At 53.0% G+C, this 21452-nt stretch carries 14 protein-coding genes; all 14 read left to right on the forward strand.

All coding sequences use genetic code 11. The features are described from left to right. Positions 1 to 2: 2 nt before the first annotated feature. Complete coding sequence (locus IE117_RS15675; protein WP_189565442.1) at positions 3 to 1100, forward strand: mandelate racemase/muconate lactonizing enzyme family protein; 1098 nt, start codon at positions 3 to 5, stop codon at positions 1098 to 1100. Between the two features lie 32 nt (positions 1101 to 1132). Beyond that, positions 1133 to 2143: an L-rhamnose/proton symporter RhaT gene (locus IE117_RS15680; RefSeq protein WP_189565443.1), complete on the forward strand. Its 1011-nt coding sequence runs from the start codon at positions 1133 to 1135 to the stop codon at positions 2141 to 2143. Between the two features lie 441 nt (positions 2144 to 2584). Continuing rightward, positions 2585 to 2854 carry a glycoside hydrolase family 32 C-terminal domain-containing protein gene (locus tag IE117_RS26260; RefSeq protein WP_229581000.1) on the forward strand — a complete coding sequence of 90 codons (270 nt, stop codon included), beginning with the start codon at positions 2585 to 2587 and terminating at the stop codon, positions 2852 to 2854. A 170-nt stretch (positions 2855 to 3024) separates the two neighbouring features. Beyond that, the gene (locus tag IE117_RS15690; protein ID WP_189565444.1) at positions 3025 to 3168 is read left to right on the forward strand and encodes a hypothetical protein; all 144 of its coding nucleotides are present in this window, start codon (positions 3025 to 3027) and stop codon (positions 3166 to 3168) included. 336 nt (positions 3169 to 3504) lie between these two features. Then, positions 3505 to 4188, forward strand: coding sequence for an RNA polymerase sigma-70 factor (locus IE117_RS15695; protein WP_229581002.1), 684 nt, complete (start codon positions 3505 to 3507; stop codon positions 4186 to 4188). Positions 4189 to 4230: 42 nt separating this feature from the next. Next, a complete protein-coding gene (locus IE117_RS15700; RefSeq protein WP_189565446.1) occupies positions 4231 to 5238 on the forward strand; it encodes a FecR family protein in 1008 nt (335 codons plus the stop codon). Positions 5239 to 5262: 24 nt separating this feature from the next. Then, a complete protein-coding gene (locus IE117_RS15705) occupies positions 5263 to 8790 on the forward strand; it encodes a SusC/RagA family TonB-linked outer membrane protein (RefSeq protein ID WP_189565447.1) in 3528 nt (1175 codons plus the stop codon). An 11-nt stretch (positions 8791 to 8801) separates the two neighbouring features. Continuing rightward, positions 8802 to 10496 (forward strand): RagB/SusD family nutrient uptake outer membrane protein, encoded by a 1695-nt coding sequence (locus IE117_RS15710; RefSeq protein ID WP_189565448.1) that lies wholly within the window; start codon positions 8802 to 8804, stop codon positions 10494 to 10496. A 50-nt stretch (positions 10497 to 10546) separates the two neighbouring features. Continuing rightward, the gene (locus IE117_RS15715) at positions 10547 to 12004 is read left to right on the forward strand and encodes a sulfatase family protein (RefSeq protein ID WP_229581004.1); all 1458 of its coding nucleotides are present in this window, start codon (positions 10547 to 10549) and stop codon (positions 12002 to 12004) included. Positions 12005 to 12083: 79 nt separating this feature from the next. Then, on the forward strand, positions 12084 to 13544 hold the full coding sequence (locus IE117_RS15720) for a sulfatase family protein (protein WP_189565449.1): 1461 nt from the start codon (positions 12084 to 12086) through the stop codon (positions 13542 to 13544). Between the two features lie 41 nt (positions 13545 to 13585). Further along, positions 13586 to 14983 carry a sulfatase family protein gene (locus IE117_RS15725; protein WP_189565450.1) on the forward strand — a complete coding sequence of 466 codons (1398 nt, stop codon included), beginning with the start codon at positions 13586 to 13588 and terminating at the stop codon, positions 14981 to 14983. A 34-nt stretch (positions 14984 to 15017) separates the two neighbouring features. Then, positions 15018 to 15140: a hypothetical protein gene (locus tag IE117_RS26420; protein ID WP_262893110.1), complete on the forward strand. Its 123-nt coding sequence runs from the start codon at positions 15018 to 15020 to the stop codon at positions 15138 to 15140. A 238-nt stretch (positions 15141 to 15378) separates the two neighbouring features. Next, the gene (gene treZ, locus IE117_RS15730) at positions 15379 to 17232 is read left to right on the forward strand and encodes a malto-oligosyltrehalose trehalohydrolase (protein WP_374757969.1); all 1854 of its coding nucleotides are present in this window, start codon (positions 15379 to 15381) and stop codon (positions 17230 to 17232) included. Beyond that, complete coding sequence (gene treY, locus IE117_RS15735) at positions 17225 to 21451, forward strand: malto-oligosyltrehalose synthase (RefSeq protein WP_189565451.1); 4227 nt, start codon at positions 17225 to 17227, stop codon at positions 21449 to 21451. Before treZ ends, treY begins: the two co-directional genes overlap by 8 nt. Position 21452 lies beyond the last annotated feature (1 nt).

The raw sequence follows: 21452 nt of genomic DNA on the forward strand, positions 1-21452 counted from the left end.
TTTTGACCTCCTCCATCCAGAATATCGAGACGAAGTTATTTGAAGTACCCCTACCAGAGGTGCTGTCAGACGCCAAGCACGGCGACCATTTTTATTTTCAATTGGTGACGTGCACCATTACGCTGGATGACGGTTCCCAGGGCACCGGCTACACCTACACGGGTGGAAAGGGAGGACACGCCATCCGCGCCATGATACAACACGATCTGGCCCCCGCCTTGCTGGGTAAGGACGGCACCAATATTGAGGGCATTTATGACTTCATGGAGTGGCATATCCATTACGTGGGGCGCGGGGGGATTGCTTCCTTTGCCCTCTCCGCAATTGATATCGCCCTATGGGATATTAAAGCCAAGAAAGCCGGACAACCCCTTTGGAAACTGGCCGGCGGAGCAAAGAGCAGCTGCCTGGCCTACCGGGGAGGCATCGACCTGATGTTTCCGCTGGAAAAACTGCTGGCATCCATCCAAGGGTACCTCGATGAAGGCTTCACAGCTGTCAAAATCAAAATCGGAAAGGAAAATCTAGCCGAGGACCTTGAACGCATCCGGGCGGTGCGGGACCTGATTGGGCCTGACATTACCTTCATGGTGGACGCCAACTATTCCATGAGCGTGGAAAAAGCCATCGACGCTGCCAGAGCCTTTGCACCTTATGACATTTTTTGGTTTGAGGAACCGATCATTCCCGATGATTACAAAGGATTTGCCCGGATTGCCGACGCTACATCGATACCACTGGCGATGGGCGAAAACCTGCATACGATCCATGAGTTTGGGTACGCATTGGACCAGGCCGAACTTTCGTTCGTGCAGCCCGACGCTTCCAACTGCGGCGGCATCACGGGATGGCTGCGTGTGGCGGAATTATCCCGTCAGCATGGCATCCCCGTTTGTTCACACGGTATGCAGGAATTGCACGTGAGCCTCGTTTCGGCCCAGCCTAATGCGGGCTGGCTGGAGGTTCACAGTTTTCCCATCGACCAGTACACTACCCGTCCTTTGGTTCTTGAAAACCATCGGGCCGTAGCCCCTGAGGCTCCCGGAATCGGAGTGACGTTTGACTGGAAAAAACTAGACCCTTACCTGATTACAATCTGACACTACGCACTCAACCAAAATCCCAAAAAATCATGATTGAAGGAATTGTCTGGGCGGTCTTTGCCGGCATCACCCTCGGACTTTACGCACTACCGGAGAAATTTGCGCGGGGCTTCGCCTTTGAGAATACCTGGGGGCTGATGTTCTTCCTCAACATGTTCGTGGTACCGCCAATCGCCGCCCTTTTGCTCATCGATGGATTCGGGAATATCCTTTCGGCCATTCCCACCGATATTCTGTTGAAAATGGCTGTCGCCAGCCTGCTGTGGGGCATCGGTGTGATGATGTGGGGCAAGGCCATCAACTACATCGGATTGTCGCTGGGCTTTTCGATATTTATCGGCACGGTGATCCTGGTCGGTTCGCTGTTGCCTTTTCTGGTAGATGCCGCACCGGATTCGAAAGTACTGCTTACAATTCTGTTGGGTATCCTGATCGTGCTGGTAGGGGTCATCGCCAATGGCCGGGCGGGAATGCTGCGGCAGGCGGGCGAGGCCAAGACTCCCGAGACACGAAGCATGGGTACGGGGATCACCATTGCCGTAGTGGGCGGGTTGATGGCGACGGGCTTCAGCTACGCCAACGCGGTGGGCCGTCCCGTCATCCACGAACTCACCCAAATGCAGGGCAATCCCGAGTGGGTAACGGCAGTAGCGGTAATGTTTGTGATATACGTTGCGGGCGGGCTGTTCGTAATTCCCTATTTTCTCTATCAGCTTAGTCAGAAAGGGCTTTGGGATAATTATAAAACCCCCTTTTTGACCAAAAACATCGGCCTGACATTTCTCATGGCCCTGCTAAATTTCGTGGCGTCCGCCGCCTTTGCCTTTGCCGCTTTCAAGCTGGGCACGGCGGGCAACACGGTCGGTTACGCCATATTCAACACGGTCTGCGTGGCGGTGGCCATCGTGAGTGGCCTTCTCACGGGCGAGTGGGCGGCGGCTTCTCCCGGGGCCCGACGGTTTCTATATGTAGGGTTGGCGGCTATGATTACGGGCGTGGTGGTGATCGCCTTAGGAAATGGATTATCAATGGGCACTTGATTCTTGCCTTTAAGCAGGAGGCTCAACAGCAGGGCTGCTACGCAATGATGAGCAATTTCGACCTTCCTGGAAAAAGCCCGCTCCATCCTTTAGGTGTGTGGGTCGGTAGTATTCCAAGATTTGGTGCCTTAACGGATTGACGGACAAGGCGGTATCCTATCCCTCGGCAAGGTTAACGGCCTATGGGCCGATTCGAGACCCGTCCTGTCTTTGCTTGCAAAAGTTCGTATAGAACTGTGGGACAACAGACCGGTTACCACGGAGGCCGCTCTGGACGGCTACCGTCCTGCCTATCTTATACGCCCCAGAAAAAATGGGTCAATGATCCCAACGGATTGGTGTAACTCGACGGTGAGTGTTATCGTTTTTTCAGTACAACCCCTATGGCGATATATGGGGACATATGAGCTGGGGCCACGCCGTAAGCAAAGAACCAAGGACTTGGGAGGAGCTCCCCAAGCCCAGGAGGAATACTCCAATGCCGCGACCGGGAAACCCAGTCTCAATCGTACGAATTCGGGCGATGTCGCTTTCCACGAACAGTTTCCCAGCGTGGAATCAGTTCGACTCGTTCCAAATAACAAGCAGTTGAAGCTCGATATTTTGGCCGATAATTCGGTGCTGGAAATCTTCGTCAATGACGGAGAAAAGGTGTTGACCGAGTTGGTCTTCCCGGAAAAGGGAAGCGGCGTGGTGGCTAAAGCGGACTGACGAGGCTTCGACAACAATCCTATTTGCTTCGTAACCATCAAAAGTCAGTCTGGCGTCCACCAAGTCAACGGACAATAGGCTGGCTTTTGCTATTCTTAATTTTTGGTATCGTCTTATCAACTGGTCAAGAATGCAATAAGCAAATCGAGGCCGAACAAAGCGGACCACCGATGAGCGAATTACCAAACATCAACTTCAAGAAGGATACTGGGCAGGTCATGACGGTCAATGGCGTTCGCTGGCTGCTGAATAATCCGGTATTTAGGAATTGGAAAGGAAAGTGGACAGTAGTGTACCATAGTGAGAAGTCATAATATAGTCTCCAGCATACAGGGGCCAGCGGACTGGAGGATAAGGCATTTCCCACAATTGATGAGTCCCAAGACCAGGTTGAGAGCTGAAAAGCCTTTTAACGATTCGTACTGAAAAAGAAAGCGGTTGAGGGTGGATTTACCTTAACCCGCAGTATCGCAAAAGACTTCCCTTACCCCCTTTGCCTAGTCGTATTTTTGATTATTCCTGAACATACACTTCATAAAAAAAGAAGATTTTGTAAAAAAGATTAACCTGGACTCAGGTGTTTTCATAAAAATTGAGTCTAGTTAAATAAGTTGTACGTTTTGGGGAAATTATAGTTCAATACGAAGCAAATGGGAGTTCGAATGGAGGGAAACTCACTACCAGACCTGGATAGCATCAATCAGTTCGCTGGAAAAGTTACCGTGACAGTAAAGGAAGAAAACTCGATTGGATACGATTCCTCCAGCGACGAATTACTTATCCGCAGGGCCTTCCAGTCCAGTCCGGAAGAGGGATGCGAACTATTGTTCCGACGGTACCACCGGGCTTTGTGCAGTCATGCTTTACGGTATGTCTACTCCCGGGAGGTGGCCGAGGACATTGTCAGCGACGTCTTCTGCAAATTTTGGAAAAACGCCTCATTCGAGGCCGTTTCCAGCTCTTACCGTCTCTATCTCTTCCGCAGCGTGCGGAACGAGGCCTACTCCCACCTGCGCTCCGATTTCAAGCGGCGGGATTCCCATGAACTATTCACCACGCCTGAAGCCGGTCCCGGACTGCGCCCCGACCATATCACTCAATACGAGGAGACCTTTCATCGGGTGCAACTGCTCGTCGAACAGCTGCCGCCCCAGTGCCGTAAGGTGTTTCTCATGAGCCGGTTTGAAGGGAAGCGATACAAGGAAATCGCCGAAGAAATGGGTCTTTCGGTCAAAACGGTAGACACGCACCTGGTGAAGGCACTTAAGCTGGTGAGGAACGGGCTGCGGGATTACGTGGTACTGTTGGCAGGAATCGCCATCATATACTTCTAAGTAAAGGGTGGCCCATCTGAGGGGGTTGAAAAAAGTAAACGCATGGAAGCAGAGATAACACGAGAACTCATATTTGATCACTTCGCCAACAAGGCAACGCCCCTGCAGCGCAGGCAGATTGATGATTGGCTGAAGACTGAAGGCAACGAGGAGTTGTACTACATGTGGCTGGAAGAATGGGAAAATAGCAATCCCGAGTACCAGCCCGACAGTAAGCTGCTTGTTGAAGGTTACCTGAGATATATTCGTACCAATCCCCGTCAGGACGATCAGGCTGGGCGCGCGCTTGGGGAGAGGCGGTTCAAGCTACCCAGGAGGTGGTGGACGGTTTCCATGGCGGCCGCTGTTGCCCTTCTTCTTGTAGCGGCGGGACTCTGGCTCAATAAAAACATCCTGCTTTCCAAAAGTTATCAGACCTCTAATGGGGAGATCCGGAGATTTGTCCTGGCAGACGGCAGCCTGGTGACGCTCAACGCCAGTTCCAGGCTGATGGTGCCGCGCTGGGGGTTCGGAACCTCCTCGCGGGAAGTCGACCTGGACGGGGAAGCCAGTTTTACCGTCAAGCATACCCATGACAACCGCAAATTCGTCGTCAGGACTGGAAAAGGCTTCGAAGTGGTCGTGCTGGGTACGGAGTTCTCGGTGTTCTCCCGCAGCCGGGGTGCGCGGGTTGTTCTGAACCGCGGTAAGGTGCAGGTTAACTACCAGGATGGTAAGAAATCAAAGCAACTGGTAATGAAGCCCGGGGAGCTGGTGTCTTTCGATCAACAGAACCAACCCACGCTTCGCCAGGCCACCTCCTACACTGATTTGTCCATTTGGCAGGAAAAGAGGTTTGTCTTCGAGCAGACCAAGCTGGGCGAGGTCGCCCAGATGCTGGAGGAAACTTATGGCCTCAAGGTGGAGATTAGCTCGCCCGAACTCGCCCGGCGGGAGCTGATGGGGTCTTTCCGGGCTAATAATCTCGACGAGCTGCTGCAGACTATTTCCGATCTACTGGACATCAGCATTGTCCGGGAGTCAGACACCATCCGGCTCTCTGAAAATTAAACCTAACCCTTAACCCAAAATAGCATGTTGAAACACCTACGCACTGCGTCCCTGCTGGGAATGCATACCCTGCTGTTGCTCACGTCGCTGCCGTCCAGGGCCCAGACGCTGGCCCTGGCCCAAACAGTGTCAGAATCCAAAGCCAGCTCGCAGACTGCCTACCGTCCCTTAGGGGAAGTATTGGCTGGCCTCAAAGCGCATTACCGGGCCGATATCCTGTTTGAACCCAGAACTGTGGATGGCCTGAAGGTTGACCCGGGCCGGGTGGACAAGGGCCGTAGTCTGGAACAAAACCTGGAGAAGCTGCTGAGGCCTTTTGGTTTGAAATACAAAAAAATTAACCGTACCTCGTATACGGTGATTGTAGATAAAGAGGCCAAGCGCCCCAAAGACGTCGAAGCCGATCCCGGCAAGGCCTCCTCATTTGAGTCTAAGTCGACTGGCGACGGTGCTATCAGCCAGGCAGATTTAGAAAAAATTGTGATTGAAGACAGAACGATCACAGGAACCGTCAAAGGCTCCGACACCAATGAACCGCTGCCCGGGGTTAGTGTGGTGGTGAAGGGTACCACGCGAGGTACAACCACCGATGTCAATGGTGCCTTCCGACTCAATGTGGAAAATGACAACAATACGCTGGTTTTTTCTTTTGTGGGCTACGCCAATCAGGAGGTCGTCATTGATAACAGGACAACAATTGATGTGAAACTCCTGCCAGACCTCAAAGCGCTGGAGGAGGTCGTAGTGGTGGGGTATGGAACCAAAAAACGCGAGAACGTTACGGGGGCCATCGCCCAAATAAGTGGCGAAGCGCTGACGAGCCGCCCAGTCACCAAATTGGGGCAGGCCCTGCAGGGGCTTATTCCCAACCTGAACGTCACCAATCCGAATGGAAATCCCGATGCCAATCCGACTTTTAACATACGGGGTACCACTTCCCTTACGGGTGGCAGTGCGCTGGTACTGGTGGATGGTATTCAAATGGATATGAATCTGCTGAACCCAGCGGATGTGGAGAGCATCACGGTTCTCAAGGATGCCGCCTCCGCGGCTATTTATGGAGCCCGCGGGGCATTCGGGGTCATCCTCGTCACCACCAAAAAAGGAAGCAAGGACCGGAAGCCCGTCATCAGCTACTCGGGAAGCATGCAGTTCAACCGCCCTACCTACCTCCCTGATCTTTTGAGCACCCAGGACTTTCTAGAGTCACAGAATGTAGCGCAACGCAACGTGAATGGCAGCCAGAAATACTCCGACGATCAGATAAAGTGGGTGAATGACTACGCAAACGATCCGGTCAATAATCCCAGCTACCATATCCTGCCCAATGGCAAGATATTTTGGAACGCCTCCAATAACGTGATTGAGCAAATGGTCCAGCCCTGGGCACCGGGTAACAACCATACGCTCAGTCTGAACGGAGGCAACGCCAAAACGTCCTATTACGTATCGGCGGGGTCACTCAGGCAGGAAGGTTTGTTCAAATCCTCCACCGATGTTTTCAAGCGCTACAATTTTGCCACCAACGTAAGCACCGACCTGACTGAATGGCTCAACGTTGGTGCCAAGGTCAACTTTATTGCCACGGGCTACGACGAGCCCCATAAGTACCCCAACAAGGGATCGGACTGGTGGGAGCAAATGACAAGGGGTGAGCCGCAGGTTCTGTTTCCTCCTAAAACCCCCGCTGGGTCACCGGTGGGCGAGGGGATCGCTACCGAAAACTTCTCCAACTTCCTCAACAGCGGTTCCCGTAAAGTCAAGGATGCCACTACGGGAGTGTATAGCGTCAATGCCAGTGCCGACGTGATGCGCGGCCTGAAGATCAGTGGTAATTTTTCGTATACCTCCGTCCGGCAGCACATCAAGGAACACCAGGTGGCCTTTCCCTATATCCGCGACACCTGGATTCCGCAAATCTCCGGCACGTCGCCCTCCTTTGTGCAGCGTGACTTCACCTCGTCAGATTACTTCGCCACCAACCTGTTTGCCGACTACGGTACGGTCATCAACCAGAAGCATACCATTTCTGCCCTGGTCGGCTATAATCAGGAATGGTACGACATGAAAGGATATACTACCAAACGGCAGGATCTGATCAGCGGCAGTGTACCCGTGCTGAATCTGACCACGGGTCTCCTCACAACTTCCGACGATCAGACTTCCTGGGCGATCCGGGGTATTTTCGGTCGTTTCAACTATGCGTATCTGGGTAAGTATCTGGTCGAGTTCAACAGCCGGTACGACGGTACCTCCCGCTTTCCAGCCGGTCGCCGGTTCGGCTATTTCCCTTCTATCTCGGCCGGTTGGCGGGTTTCGAAAGAGAGCTTCATGAAGCCGCTGGAACGCACCGTGCACGATCTCAAAATTCGGGCTTCCTATGGTAGTCTGGGAAACCAGCTCCTATCGACGAATTTCCCCTATGTAGCTTTATTCGGCATCACGCAGCAGGTACCCTTTATCATGAACGGGACCCTACCTTTGGGGATAACCGCCCCGGGACTGGTGAGTCCCGACCTGACCTGGGAAAAAGTGTCAACGCTTGATTTCGGGGCCGATGCGAACCTGTGGGGAAAACTTGACCTCGGCTTCGACTGGTACCGCCGGACCACCTCCGGTATGCTGGTGGCGGGCGACCGGCTCCCGGCCGTACTCGGCACCGCCGTACCCCAGCGCAACGGCGCTGAGCTGCAAACGACCGGCTTCGAGCTGAGTGCCAAGTGGAACGGCAAAGCCCAGTTCTCCAAGCCATTGAGGTACGACCTCGGTCTGGTTCTCTCCAACTACCAGGCTGTCATTACAAAGTTCGACAACAATCCCAGCGGTCTCATTTCCAATAACTACGTAGGCCGCGACATCGGAGAAATCTGGGGCTTTGAAACTACGGGGATTTTCCAGACCAACGATGCCGTGAAAAGTGCCGCCAATCAGGATCAATTGGGTAACTCGGGCCGCTGGAGCGCCGGAGACATCCAGTATACCGACCTGAATGGTGACAATCTGATAACCCGGGGTGCCAATACAATCACCGATCCGGGCGACCAGCGCATCATCGGCAACACGACGCCGAAGTATCAGTACGGCATTACGGGTAACCTTTCGTGGTTCAATTTCGATTTCAGCCTGTTACTGCAGGGGGTAGGCAAACGGGATTTCGTGCCCAGCGGAAATTATTTCTGGGGAGCGATCAACAATGGTGCCGCCGTGGGTACCAGAGAAGTGTATAAAAACGCCTGGTCACCGGAGAATCCCGATGCGTACTATCCCATTTATAAGGGGGGCTCCTCGTTCAATATCTTGCCGCAAACCCGCTTTCTTCAGAGTTCGGCCTATATGCGCCTGAAAAATATCTCGCTGGGCTACTCGGTGCCTCAGAACGTCCTTCAGAAGATCCATCTCACCCAGGCCCGGATCTACGTGACGGGCCAGAACCTTTGGGAGTACACCAAATTGAAAGGCAACTTCGACCCCGAAGTCACCGGCTCGGGAGATGTGGGGGTATTCTACCCCTTACAGCGGGTCGTTTCATTTGGTATTCAACTATCCTTATAACTCTTTCAATCATGAATAGCAGATATTTGAAATTGATAACGGCTGTGAGCCTTCTTGCAGCCACATCCTGTTCGGATGACTTCCTGGATCGGATTCCCACGGACTCGTTGAATGAAAGTAATTTCTGGCACAACGAAACCGAACTCAAACAGTACGCCAACTCCTTTTACCAGAGCTTTACGGGCCATAACACCGCAACCGCTGCCAGTCCCATCATCACGGGCGACCACCAGAGTGACAACATGGTACCCCTGAATTTTGATCTGGTGGCGGCCGGGAAAAATATCGTCCCTACCTCGGGAGGCGGCTGGAACTGGACTACCGTCCGGTCGGCCAATTATTTTTTAAGCCGTTATAACCAGACCCCGGTCAGCCAGGAAATCAAGGACAGGTACGCCGGAGAAGTCCGGTTCTTCAAAGCCCGGGACTATTACAACAAAGTGGTTGATTTTGGGGAAGTACCCTGGCTATCCAAAGATCTGACCACCAACTCTCCCGAGCTTTATGCCCCCCGTGACAGCAGGGTGTTGGTGATGGATTCGATCCTGGTAACGATCAATAAGGCCATTGCCACACTGCCGGCCAAAAGTCAGGCCGAAGCGGGCCGGATCAATAAGGATATTGCCCTGCTTCTGAAAGCCCGGATTTGTCTTTTTGAGGGTACCTTCAGAAAGTACCGGGGAATTGCCGGTGGTGAGAAGTTTCTGCAGGAAGCCATCGCGGCTTCCGACCAGATCATCAATGAGCAGCATTATCAGATTCATTCTACCGGAAAACCGGAGTCAGATTATGCTTCGTTATTTAATTCCCTGGATTTGAGTGCCAATAAAGAAATTCTGTTTTACAAGGCGTACGAAACCGGCCTGCTCGGAACCGCCACTTCCTGGAATGTTCAGCTCAATAATTTCAACACCAGTATCTCCAAATCGCTGGTTGAGTCCTATCTCGCCAGCGACGGAAAGCCCATTTCGCAGAGCCCGCTTTACCAGGGCGATCAGAGTATCCAGGCCGAAATGAAAAACCGCGACCCCCGCCTGACCCAAACGGTGGTATCTCCGGGTACGGGCATACAGGCGGGGTACGGTGGTCCGGCCATACCCGGTTCCGGATTCAGCGGGGTGGGCATCGTGCCCACCGGGTACCAGCTGGCCAAGTACTGGGTACCCGACCAAACTGAGTTTGTGCGAATCCAGAACGGTATCCTGGATGCCCCCATCTACCGCTATGCCGAGGTACTGCTGATCAATGCCGAAGCCAGGGCGGAAATGGGGCAGGCTACCCAGGAGGTACTTGACAAAACGGTAAACCTGTTGCGCAAGCGGGCAGGTATGCCGCCCATGGTGGTCGGCAATCTCGTAAAAGACCAGAATTCCGACTTTCCCGAAATCCCGGTGGTGTTGGACGAAATAAGGCGTGAAAGGCGGGTAGAGTTGGCCATTGAGGGGCTTCGTTTTGAAGACCTGGTGCGTTGGAAGGCGGGCCGATTGCTCAACAAGCCCGTGCTGGGCATGAAGTTCATCCAAAGCCAATACCCCAAAGCCGTAGTGGGCAACAGCGTGTTTGTCAATAGCGGGGGGTACATTCTACCCTACGGGAAGTCGCTTCCGGGGGGACGTACGTTTGACGAAACCAAAAACTACCTCCTGCCGCTCCCACTTGATGAATTGGGACTTAATCCGAAATTAACTCAAAATCCGGGTTGGTAATATTGGAGTCTTCATCATTCCCTAAGTACCTGGATTGAGAGCATCGTTTTATGATGAATAGTAAGTTGCCAGGCGTTGTAATATTCTTATTTTTCTGGCTGAATGCATTCACCGCATTCAGCCAGAATCGCCAAGGGGATGCCTCCGAAACCTCGAAGCGGCCCAACATCATCCTGATCATGTCCGACGATCAGGGCTGGGGGGATACAGGCTACAACGGGCATCCGTATCTGCAAACCCCCAATCTGGACCGGATGGCCCGGGAGGGGGCGCGCTTCACCCGGGCTTATTCGGGATCCGCGGTTTGCTCCCCCACAAGGGCCAGTTTCCTGACCGGCCGGAATCCCGAACGCATGGGGATTTGCTATGCCAATTGCGGGCATTTGAAAAAAGAGGAAATCACCCTCTTTGAGCTTGTAAAACCCTCAGGATACACCACGGGGCATTTCGGAAAATGGCACCTGGGTACCCTCTCCAAAACCATCCCCGACGCCAACCGCGGAGGAAATCCCGAATTTTTTCATGAATACGCGCCCCCCTGGGAGCACGGTGTGGATGTGAGCTTCGTGACCGAATCCAAGGTACCTACCTGGGACCCCATGAAAACCCCGCCCGCCTCGGCCATGGAGGCTGGAAACAAGCCATTGGGCAGCCCATTCGGAACCAATTACTGGACGGGGGAAGGTCAAATAGCCACTGATAACCTGGAAGGTGATGATTCCCGCGTCATGATGGATAGGGTACTTCCGTTCATCGACCAGGCGGTTCGGGACAAAAAGCCTTTCCTAACGGTCATCTGGTTCCATACGCCCCACCTGCCAGTATATACGGGCGAAAAGTACAAGAAACCCTACGCCGGACTATCCGAGGATCAGCAGGAATTTTATGGCGCCATTACCGCAATGGACGAGCAGATCGGTCGATTGCGTGCCCATTTGCAGAAGCTGGGAATTGTGGATCACACGATTATTTCGTTTACAAGCGACAATGGCCCGGAAGGCAAAGTGCCCGTTAAAAGAACACAGGGGCTCACCTACGGTCTGGACGGTCGCAAGCGGAGCTTGAAAGAAGGGGGCATCCGCGTGCCCGGACTGATGGTATGGCCCGGGCAAATTGCGGCGGGGACGGTGGTCAACGCTCCGGTATTCACCTCGGACTATTTCCCGACCATCGCCTCCCTGCTCAACATAGACATAGGCAAGTTCAACCGGCCCTATGACGGAACGGACTTACGGAAGGTACTGAGGGAAGAGCGCTCGGCTATCCCAAAAGAAAGGTACCTTTCCTTTCTGCTGGAAGGTCAGGCCGCCCATATCGGTACCCGTTACAAGCTGTACCGGGAGAACGCAACGGCGGAATGGCAGCTGTTTGACCTGCTGACCGACCCGGGTGAAACAAAGAACGCGGCCTCCACGAATAAGGACCTTTTCAATACACTCATTTCAGAATGGTCGCTTTGGGAAAAATCAGTTAAAAACAGTGCGGCAGGCCATGATTACCAGCCGTAGCTCCGCCGCAACCTACTTTCTCTGGGTGGACGATCCCGATCAAGAATATTCCAGATAACTACCGTTAATCCCAATTCCCATGATCAACAATAAAGTACTGATTGTCAAATACCTGTCGGCCCTCTGCCTGCTGGCGGTATCCCTGGGTTTTGTTTTCAGTAAAAACGCGAAACCAGCGGACGCCAAGCCCAACATCATCTTCATTTTCACCGACGACCAGCGTTACAATACGATTCATGCCTTGGGGGATGATCAGGTAATCACGCCCCATCTGGACGGCTTGGTGCAGCAAGGTACCACGTTTACGCACGCCTACAACATGGGAGCCTGGGGCGGGGCGGTATGCGTGACCAGCCGGGCCATGTTGCTGACAGGCATGTCGGTTTGGGATGTCTATCAGGAAGAGAAGGACTACTCGAAGCTGCTGGCCAAACAGGGTTTCTGGCCCCAGCAGCTTAAAAAGGCGGGCTACGAAACCTACATGACGGGCAAGTGGCACGTCAGACAAAAACCGGACGCCATTTTCGACCACGTAGTTCACGAGCGCCCCGGAATGCCCAACCAAACCCCGGCGGGGTACAACCGGCCCTTGTCCAGAACGGACACCATCTGGCAGCCCTGGGACCCTAAATACGAAGGATTCTGGAAAGGGGGTACCCACTGGACACAGGTCGTGGCGGATGATGCGCTCAATTTTATAGATCAGGCCTCGAAAAAGGATACGCCTTTTTTCATGTACCTGGCGTTCAATTCGCCCCATGATCCCCGGCAGGCACCCAAGCGCTGGGTAGACCGCTATCCGGTAGACGACATTAAGCTACCCCTAAGCTACCTGGATGAATATCCGTTTAAGGAGGAAATGGGAGCCGGCAAGGACCTGAGGGACGAGCAACTGGCTCCTTTTCCGCGCACGCCCTACGCCGTAAAAAAGAACATCCAGGAGTACTATGCGAGCATATCCTACACCGACGAGCAGATCGGCCGCATACTGGACGCCCTCCGCAAAAGCGGAAAGATGGAAAACACCTACATCTTCTTTACCGCCGACCACGGACTCGCGGTAGGCCACCACGGCCTCATGGGCAAGCAAAGCATGTTCGACCACAGCATGCGCCCGCCGCTCATCGTGAGCGGCCCCGGTGTTCCGAAAGGAGCGAAACGGGATCAGAATGTGTATTTGCAGGACATCATGGCTTCTACCTACGAGCTGGCCGGAATCAAAAAGCCGGACCACGTTTATTTCCACAGCCTCTTGCCGATGATCAAAGACAAGAACCGGAAGAGTCCGTACAGCAGTATCTATGGCTGCTACACCAGTCAGCAACGCATGGTTCGTGGGGATCGGTACAAGATGATCGTCTACCCGGAGGCTAACAAAGTCCTGCTTTTTGATCTGGTCAAGGACCCCGAAGAAATGCACGACATTGCCGGTGCGCCCGCCAGCAAGGCCATTCTGAAAGATCTGAAAAAGCGCCTGCTGGAGCAGCAAGCCCAACTGCACGATGAACTTGACCTGACCCCTCAACTGGTGAATTTATAAGGATCTTTCATTCGGTATGATCTATGATTCCTGAATATCCATTGATAAACTGCCACGTTAAAAATTGGCGCAAAGTAATTAAACGGCCGCTTCTCAGCTTTTTCCTGGTACTGGCAGTTTCGACCATTACCTATGCCCAGCAGCCTAATATTATCTTTGTGTTCGCCGATGACTGGGGTTTTGGCGATCTGGGCTGCTATGGAAACAAAGAAGTTTCTACTCCTAACCTGGATAAGCTCGCGACTCAGGGTACCCGGTACACGCAATTTCACGTAACCAGCGGCGTGTGTTCGCCCAGTCGAAGTTCGGTGATTACGGGCCATTTTCCGGCCCGGCATCGCATCCACGGCCATTTTGCAGGAAACGAAGTCAATGCCCGTAGGGGTATGCCCAATTGGCTGGATGAAAACCTGCCGGTGTGCCTGCCCCGCGAAATGCAGCGGGCGGGCTACGCAACGGCTCACTTTGGCAAGTGGCACCTGGGAGGCGGCGGGTTGCCCCACGGGGACCTTTCAGCTCCCGAGCCCCGGCAATACGGCTATGACGAAACGCGGGTCTGGAATGGCAATGGCCCCACCTGGAACGGCGACCGGCTTTGGCCCACCACCCGCTACATGGATGATGACACGGTATGGATCCAGAATTCCAGTAAAATTGCGGTGGATGTCACGATTGATTTTCTGAATAGAAGAAAAGGCAAGGCTCCCCTGTTCGTAAACCTGTGGTTGAAGGATCCCCACACGCCGCTGGCTCCAACCGAAGCACAGCGGAAACCGTTCAAAGGGCTTATACCCGACAAGGAAACCTACTACGCCGTACTGTCGGACGCCGATTATCATGTCGGGCGTCTCATGAAGGCCCTGACAGAAATGGGGTTGGACGAGAACACATTGGTGATTTTTAGCAGCGACAACGGTCCGGCCAACTATGCCCCCGCCCGGATCGCCGGCTCGACTGCGGGTTTGAAGGGGCGCAAAACGGATGTATTCGATGGGGGAGTGAAGGTACCTTTAATCATGCGATGGCCAGGGCATATTCCGGCGGGCAGGGTGGATAGTACCACAGTCTTGTCCACGGTAGACTTGCTCCTTACCTTCTGTGCATTGGCCGGCAGGCGTCTGCCAGCCGACTACCAGCCCGATGGAGAGAGCTTTGCGGCTATATTTAGTAACAAGCCTTTCAAAAGGTCGAAGCCCCTTTTCTGGGAATGGCGATTCCCCTACGCAGGCGACGATCCGTACCGCCAGAACAGCTGGGTAACCAGCGCGATCAGAGAGGGCAACTGGAAGCTTTTGGCGGACAAGGACAGGAAGAGAATCGAACTGTACGATATCAGCCGGGACCCATTTGAGCGACAAAATCTGGCCGGTGGCAATTCTAAAAAAGCGCAACAGTTGTTAAAAAAGTGGGATGCGTGGAAAGGCGAATTGCCTCAATAGCATGTAATGCATACCCAACCCCTACTTCACCAATATGAACGTCACATCCACTAGCCTTAGGCACCTTGCTTCCGTTTGCCTTTTCTTCCTGCTGGCAGGAAACGCACTTGGCGTCGAACAGATCGGTACGTCCATTAGTCCAACGGGCCAGCAGTAACACGGGTTAACGACATGTTGCCCATACAGTTTCTGCGGCTTGGGTCCCGTCCCAACTCTGTCCGTGCCTGCCGCTTGAAACTCACCCTACCTGCCACGGGTGTGGAGGTGTATGTACCGCTCGACCTTTGCCAAGACATTCAGGTAGTTTTATTGAAGTTAAATAGGCCGCGGCTGGCATGGATTTTATTGATGGTCTCAGAAGCAGTTCAACCCGCCATATTAGTATAATCCGCACTATGAATATGATTGAGACCAATACCACTGCCCGAACGCTGGGAGTGAATTTTAATAATGAGGGTACCGCATCCATCGTTTTATGGGCCCCCAAAGCCTCTTCGGTTAGCCTTTTGATTGCAGCCAAACAGCGTACCATCGCTTTGGAAAAGAAAGAATACGGCTATTGGTCAGTAGAAACGGAAGAAGTCAAACCCGGAGACGAGTATGTATTTGTGCTCGATGAAGGCAAAGAGTTTCCTGACCCGGCTTCCTTATCACAGCCTGACGGCGTTCATGGCTCGTCCCGGGCAGTCGACTTAAAGTCATTTACCTGGACTGATGGCGATTGGCAAAACATCGATCTGGAGTCTTACCTCATCTATGAGGTACACACAGGTACCTTCACCGGCGAGGGTACCTTTGCGGCAATGGAATCAAAGCTGGATTATCTCGTCGATTTGGGAATTACCGCCATCGAAATCATGCCGGTCGCTCAGTTTTCCGGGAATCGCAACTGGGGCTACGATGGCGTGTTGCCGTTCTGTGTGCAGAATTCGTACGGCGGCGCAGAAGCCTTGCAACACTTGGTCGACAAGTGTCATCAGAAAGGCCTGGCGGTCATACTGGATGTGGTTTTCAATCATATCGGTCCGGAAGGAAACAACCTCGATAACTTTGGGTACTATTTTACCGACAAATACCACACGCCCTGGGGAAATGCGATCAATTTTGATGATGCCTGGTGCGACGGGGTTCGGAAGTTTTTCCGGGAAAATGCCCTGATGTGGTTCCGCGACTTTCACATCGATGCCTTGAGGATGGATGCGGTCCATGCCATCAAGGATTTCAGTCCGGTGCATATTTTAAAAGAGATAAAACAGGAAGTGGATCAACTAATGCGGGAAACCGGCCGGGTGCACTACCTGATCGTTGAGCTTGACCTGAACGATATCCGGTTTATCAATCCATTCGACCAGGGTGGCTACGGGATGGATGCGCAATGGATCGACGAATTCCACCACGCGCTGAGAGTGAGTTCAGGGCAGTCGAAAACCGGCTATTATTCAGATTTCGACGGGGTGGCTTCACTGGCGAAGTCTTACGAGGACGCTTACGTATATGATGGTACGTTCTCGGGACATCGTAAGAAAATGTTTGGGATCAAATCCTCCGGCAATGCGGGCCGCCAGTTCGTGGTTTTTTCGCAGAACCATGATCATGTGGGCAACCGAATGCTGGGCGAAAGGTCGAGCCAGCTTGTCAGTGTCTCCATGCTCAAGCTTATGGCCGGCGCGGTACTGGTGAGCCCGTACCTGCCGTTGCTGTTCATGGGCGAAGAGTATGCCGAGTCCAACCCTTTCCAGTATTTTGTGAGCCATACCGATCCCGAACTGGCCGAAGCGGTGCGAAAGGGCCGAAAAAAGGAATTCAGCGCCTTTCACCTGGAGGGCGAGGCCCCGGATCCGATGGCCGGTGAAACATTCGACCACAGCAAGCTGCAGTGGGACTTGCCGGGCATAGAACCGCACCGTACCATGCTCGGCTTTTATAAAACCTTAATTGCAATCCGGAAGAAATACCCGGCCCTTTACCAACTGGACAGGGAAAATGTTTCCGTAGGGTATGACCAATCGAAGCAAACCATACTTCTACGCCGCACGGCCCACGACCAGCAAGTGGTCTGTCTTATGAATTTCTCGACCGAAAGCCACGAAACCGAAGTGCCTGAGACACCTGGGACGTGGTACAAGCTACTGGCTTCTTCGGACCCGCAATGGGGCGGGCAAACCCTCATTCCGGAATCGTTTTCGGGCAAGTCCCTATTGACCCTGCCGGCTGAATCTTTTACACTTTACATCAATCAGCATGAATAATCCGATCGCCACCTACCGGCTTCAGTTCCACAAGGATTTTACGTTTAAAGACCTGCGGGATTTGATCCCCTACCTGCATGACCTGGGCGTTGGCACCATCTATGCCTCCCCGGTTTTTAAATCAACGGAAGGCAGTACGCATGGGTACGACGGCGTCGACCCGAATCAGATCGACCCGGAGATCGGCACGCTGGAAGAACTGAAATCAATCAGCGACACGTTGAAAGAGCTGGGCATGGGCTGGCTGCAGGACATTGTCCCCAACCACATGGCGTTTCATAGCGAAAACCCCTGGCTGACGGACCTGCTTGAAAAGGGAAGACAGTCGCCGTACTCCTCGTATTTCGATATTGCCTGGAACAGCCGGCTGTTCCAGGGCAAACTGATGGTACCTTTCCTGGGTTCGGACCTGACTGAAATTCTCCAACAAGGGACTATCGGGGTGGAGTACGACGGCAGGCGGTTTGTCTTGAAATACGAAGACGCCACCTACCCGCTCAGCCCGGAATCGTATCTGCTGGTTCTGGATTCTGACCTGTGCCAGGGTACCCAGGCGCTGCAACAAATCGTTACGCAGATCCGGCAAATCAACGAAATCGAAGATTCGGCCGTTTTCTCCTCCCGTTGGGACGAACTGTTGACCCAGCTCACTTCCCTGAAAGAAGGGCAAGCGGAAGGAGCGATCATTGAGGCTTGCCTGGACAAACTGAACGCCGACAAAGCTTTGCTGCAAAAAGTGATCGACCGGCAATCGTATGTGTTATGCAATTGGCAGAAGACGGAGCAGCAGATTAATTTCCGGCGTTTCTTTACCATCAACGGGCTGATTTGTCTCAATATCCAAAATCCTGAGGTTTTTGCCAACTACCATCATCTGACCAGATCTCTGGTACAGGAGGGTGTATTTCAGGGATTGCGGATCGATCACATCGACGGGCTTTTTGACCCCGCTGATTATATGACAAAAATAAGGGAGCTAGCGGGAAAAGACACCTTCGTCGTGGTCGAAAAAATCCTCGAACGCGCCGAAGAACTACCCGAAGACTGGCCTATACAGGGTACCACGGGATACGAGTTTCTGGCCTGGGTCAATAACCTGATGACCGACGCCACAAGTGAAAAATTATTCTCCGACTTTTACCGGCAACTGACCGGAACGGACCAAACGCTTGAGGAGCAATTGCTGGCCAAAAAGTCCTGCATCCTGTACGAGCAGATGGCTGGCGAACTGGACAATCTGCTCCACCTTTTTCTGGAGCTCGACCTGGTCGAAAAAGAGGTGATCGAAAACCTGGGTAGCGACACCTTCAAAAAAGTGATTGGTTCATTTCTGATCCATTGCCCCGTGTACCGGTATTACGGCAATGAATTGCCGTTCAACCCTAGCGAAGCGGCTGCATTGGCGCAGATTCTGAACATGGTAAAGGAAAAACAGCCGGAGCTGTCGGAAGGGGTCTCCGAGTTTGGAAAGGTACTTCTGGAGCGGACGGACTACGGTGATCCGGAATACAACGCCAGCGTTCTTCAGTTCTATCAGCGGTGCATGCAGTTCACCGGGCCACTGATGGCCAAGGGTGGAGAAGACACGCTCATGTACACCAACAATCGGTTTGTGGGTCATAATGATGTGGGTGATTCTCCCGAAAACTTCGGGCTGGATACGAAGGATTTTCATGAAAAAATGAAAAATCGCCAGAAAAACTGGCCCCTGGGATTGAATGCCACCTCGACCCACGATACCAAAAGAGGCGAGGACGTACGCGCACGGCTCAATGTGCTGACTGAATTGTCCAGCGAATTTTTCGAACACATCCGTAGATGGAGGGACCTGAATGCGCCACTGAAAGAGTCGGGGAACATACCCAACAGTAATGACGAATACCTGCTATACCAGACCCTTCTCGGTGCTTTTCCTATCGATGTGGAAGGCGAAAAAGATTTTGGCGACCGTTTGGAGGAGTATATTCAGAAAGCGCTTCGGGAAGCGAAGGTGCACACCAACTGGGCAGAACCGAATGAGGCCTACGAGGACGGTGCCAAACGCTTTGCCCGCTCGCTACTCGATAAAAAAAGTCCTTTCTGGCAAGACTTCGCCCGTTTCCATCAGGATGTCGCTGAGTTCGGCATCATCAATTCATTGGCACAGACGCTCCTGAAATTCACTTTGCCGGGAACGCCGGATGTCTACCAGGGTTGCGAACTCTGGGATTTCAGTCTGGTGGATCCTGACAATCGCCGGCCGGTGGATTTTGCGAAGAGAAAACAATTGCTGGCCAAATTTGAAAAAACGGATGATCAGCAGGATCTGTTGAAGCAACTCTGGCAAGATCGCCACGATGCCGGAATCAAACTCTGGCTTACCCGGCAACTGTTTCATTTGCGGCGACAGAACGCGCGCTTATTTTCAGAAGGAAGCTACATTCCCTTAAAAGTAGAGGGGGCGTTGAAAGAACGCGTTTTCGCTTTTGCGAGGGTACACCGGCAAACCGCCCTGATTGTGGCGGTACCTTTGCAAACGGCCTCCGTTTGCCGGGCGCAGCAAACCGATTTTTTCGGTATAGACTGGCAGGATACCAAAATCGCCCTGCCTCCCCGGCTGGATTCTCCCTGGGAGCTTGTACTGAATGGCACGCAGGAGACCTACCAGGACAAGATACCAGTGGCAGGCCTTTTCCAACGGTTTCCGGCCGCAATCCTTAAAGGCGTGAAGCCGGTAAACAAGCGCCGTGCCGGTATTTTGCTACACATTTCGTCGCTCAGTTCCCCCTTCGGAATTGGTGATCTGGGACCGGAAGCCTACCGCTTTGCTGACTTCCTGAACCGGAGCAAGCAGCGGGTCTGGCAGTTGCTGCCTTTGAACCCCACCGAAAGCGGGCAGGGGCATTCTCCTTACAGCGCCCTCTCCAGTCAGGCAGGCAATTCGTTGCTGATCAGTCCAGAACTACTGGCAGAGGCAGGGCTTCTTGACGGCGTGGACCTGGCCGATTACCAACTGCCTGAGAGTTCGAAAGTGGATTTTGAAAAAGCGGAGCAAGTCAGGAATGAACTTCTGGAAAAAGCGTACGGTAACTTCAAGAGCAAAAAAGACGAATCGGCTACCAGGAATTTTGAGAAGTTCTGCCTGGAAAACGAGCAATGGCTGGAAGATTTTTCGCTCTATATGGTGCTGCGTAACCAGCACAATCAAAAACCGTGGACAGAGTGGGAGGAACAGTATCGTCTCAGAGATGCCGGGTCGTTGAGCGTATTTTCAACTGAAAACGCCGAGGCTATCAGGTTCGTCAAATGGGTGCAATTTGTGTTCGATACACAATGGAAATCATTGAAGAACTACTGCCATAATCTGGATATCAAACTACTGGGCGACATGCCTTTCTATGTCAGCTACAATTCGTCGGATGTGTGGTCAAACCGGGATCTTTTCATGCTCGATGAGGATGGGAAAATTGCCGGCATTGCGGGGGTACCACCCGATGCCTTTTCGGCCACGGGGCAACTTTGGGGAATGCCGGTTTTTGCCTGGAAAAAACACAAGGAGGACGGCTATCAGTGGTGGATACATCGCCTGAAAAAAAATGTCGAGCTGTTTGACCTTGTACGACTGGATCACTTCCGAGCTTTTGTGGATTACTGGGTTGTGCCGGGTGGAGAAAAAGTGGCTTCAAACGGTAAATGGGAAGCCGGTCCGGATGCTGAGTTCTTTCAGGCCGTGGAGCAAGCCCTGGGGAAGCTGCCTTTTATTGCGGAAGATCTGGGCGAAATAAGTCCGGCAGTTTATGCATTGCGCGATCAGTTCCGGCTGCCCGGGATGAAGGTGCTGCAGTTTTCCTTCGATGAAAACATGCCCCAATCCGATCATATTCCGCACGCTTACTCTCCGAATTTTATTGCCTACACCGGGACACACGACAACAATACAATGGTCGGCTGGTACCGGAAGGATGCTGACGAAGCAACGCGCAACCGATTTGAAACCTATGCCGGAACTGCGGTAGACGAGTTGAACATAGGCCGGTTAGCTGCCAGGCTGGTCTATTCATCCGTGGCCGAGACGGCCATTCTGCCCGCTCAGGACGCGCTGGGATTGGATGAATCCGCTAAGATGAATAGCCCCGGAACCGGTAATGACAACTGGGCCTGGCGTTTGTTGCCCGGACAACTCGACAAAGCCACCGAAACGGATCTGGCCCAATGGACGGTGCTGTATGACCGGGACTGAA

This window comes from Persicitalea jodogahamensis (genome assembly GCF_014651615.1).
In the GTDB taxonomy this organism is placed as follows: Bacteria; Bacteroidota; Bacteroidia; order Cytophagales; family Spirosomataceae; genus Persicitalea; species Persicitalea jodogahamensis.

Coding starts and splice junctions, on each gene's coding strand:
- IE117_RS15700 (WP_189565446.1), top strand. CDS start 4,231: ATGGAAGCAGAGATAACACGAGAACTCATATTTGATCACTTCGCCAAC.
- treZ (WP_374757969.1), top strand. CDS start 15,379: ATGAATATGATTGAGACCAATACCACTGCCCGAACGCTGGGAGTGAAT.
- treY (WP_189565451.1), top strand. CDS start 17,225: ATGAATAATCCGATCGCCACCTACCGGCTTCAGTTCCACAAGGATTTT.
- IE117_RS15680 (WP_189565443.1), top strand. CDS start 1,133: ATGATTGAAGGAATTGTCTGGGCGGTCTTTGCCGGCATCACCCTCGGA.
- IE117_RS15695 (WP_229581002.1), top strand. CDS start 3,505: ATGGGAGTTCGAATGGAGGGAAACTCACTACCAGACCTGGATAGCATC.
- IE117_RS26420 (WP_262893110.1), top strand. CDS start 15,018: ATGAACGTCACATCCACTAGCCTTAGGCACCTTGCTTCCGTTTGCCTT.
- IE117_RS15690 (WP_189565444.1), top strand. CDS start 3,025: ATGAGCGAATTACCAAACATCAACTTCAAGAAGGATACTGGGCAGGTC.
- IE117_RS15705 (WP_189565447.1), top strand. CDS start 5,263: ATGTTGAAACACCTACGCACTGCGTCCCTGCTGGGAATGCATACCCTG.
- IE117_RS15710 (WP_189565448.1), top strand. CDS start 8,802: ATGAATAGCAGATATTTGAAATTGATAACGGCTGTGAGCCTTCTTGCA.
- IE117_RS15715 (WP_229581004.1), top strand. CDS start 10,547: ATGATGAATAGTAAGTTGCCAGGCGTTGTAATATTCTTATTTTTCTGG.
- IE117_RS15720 (WP_189565449.1), top strand. CDS start 12,084: ATGATCAACAATAAAGTACTGATTGTCAAATACCTGTCGGCCCTCTGC.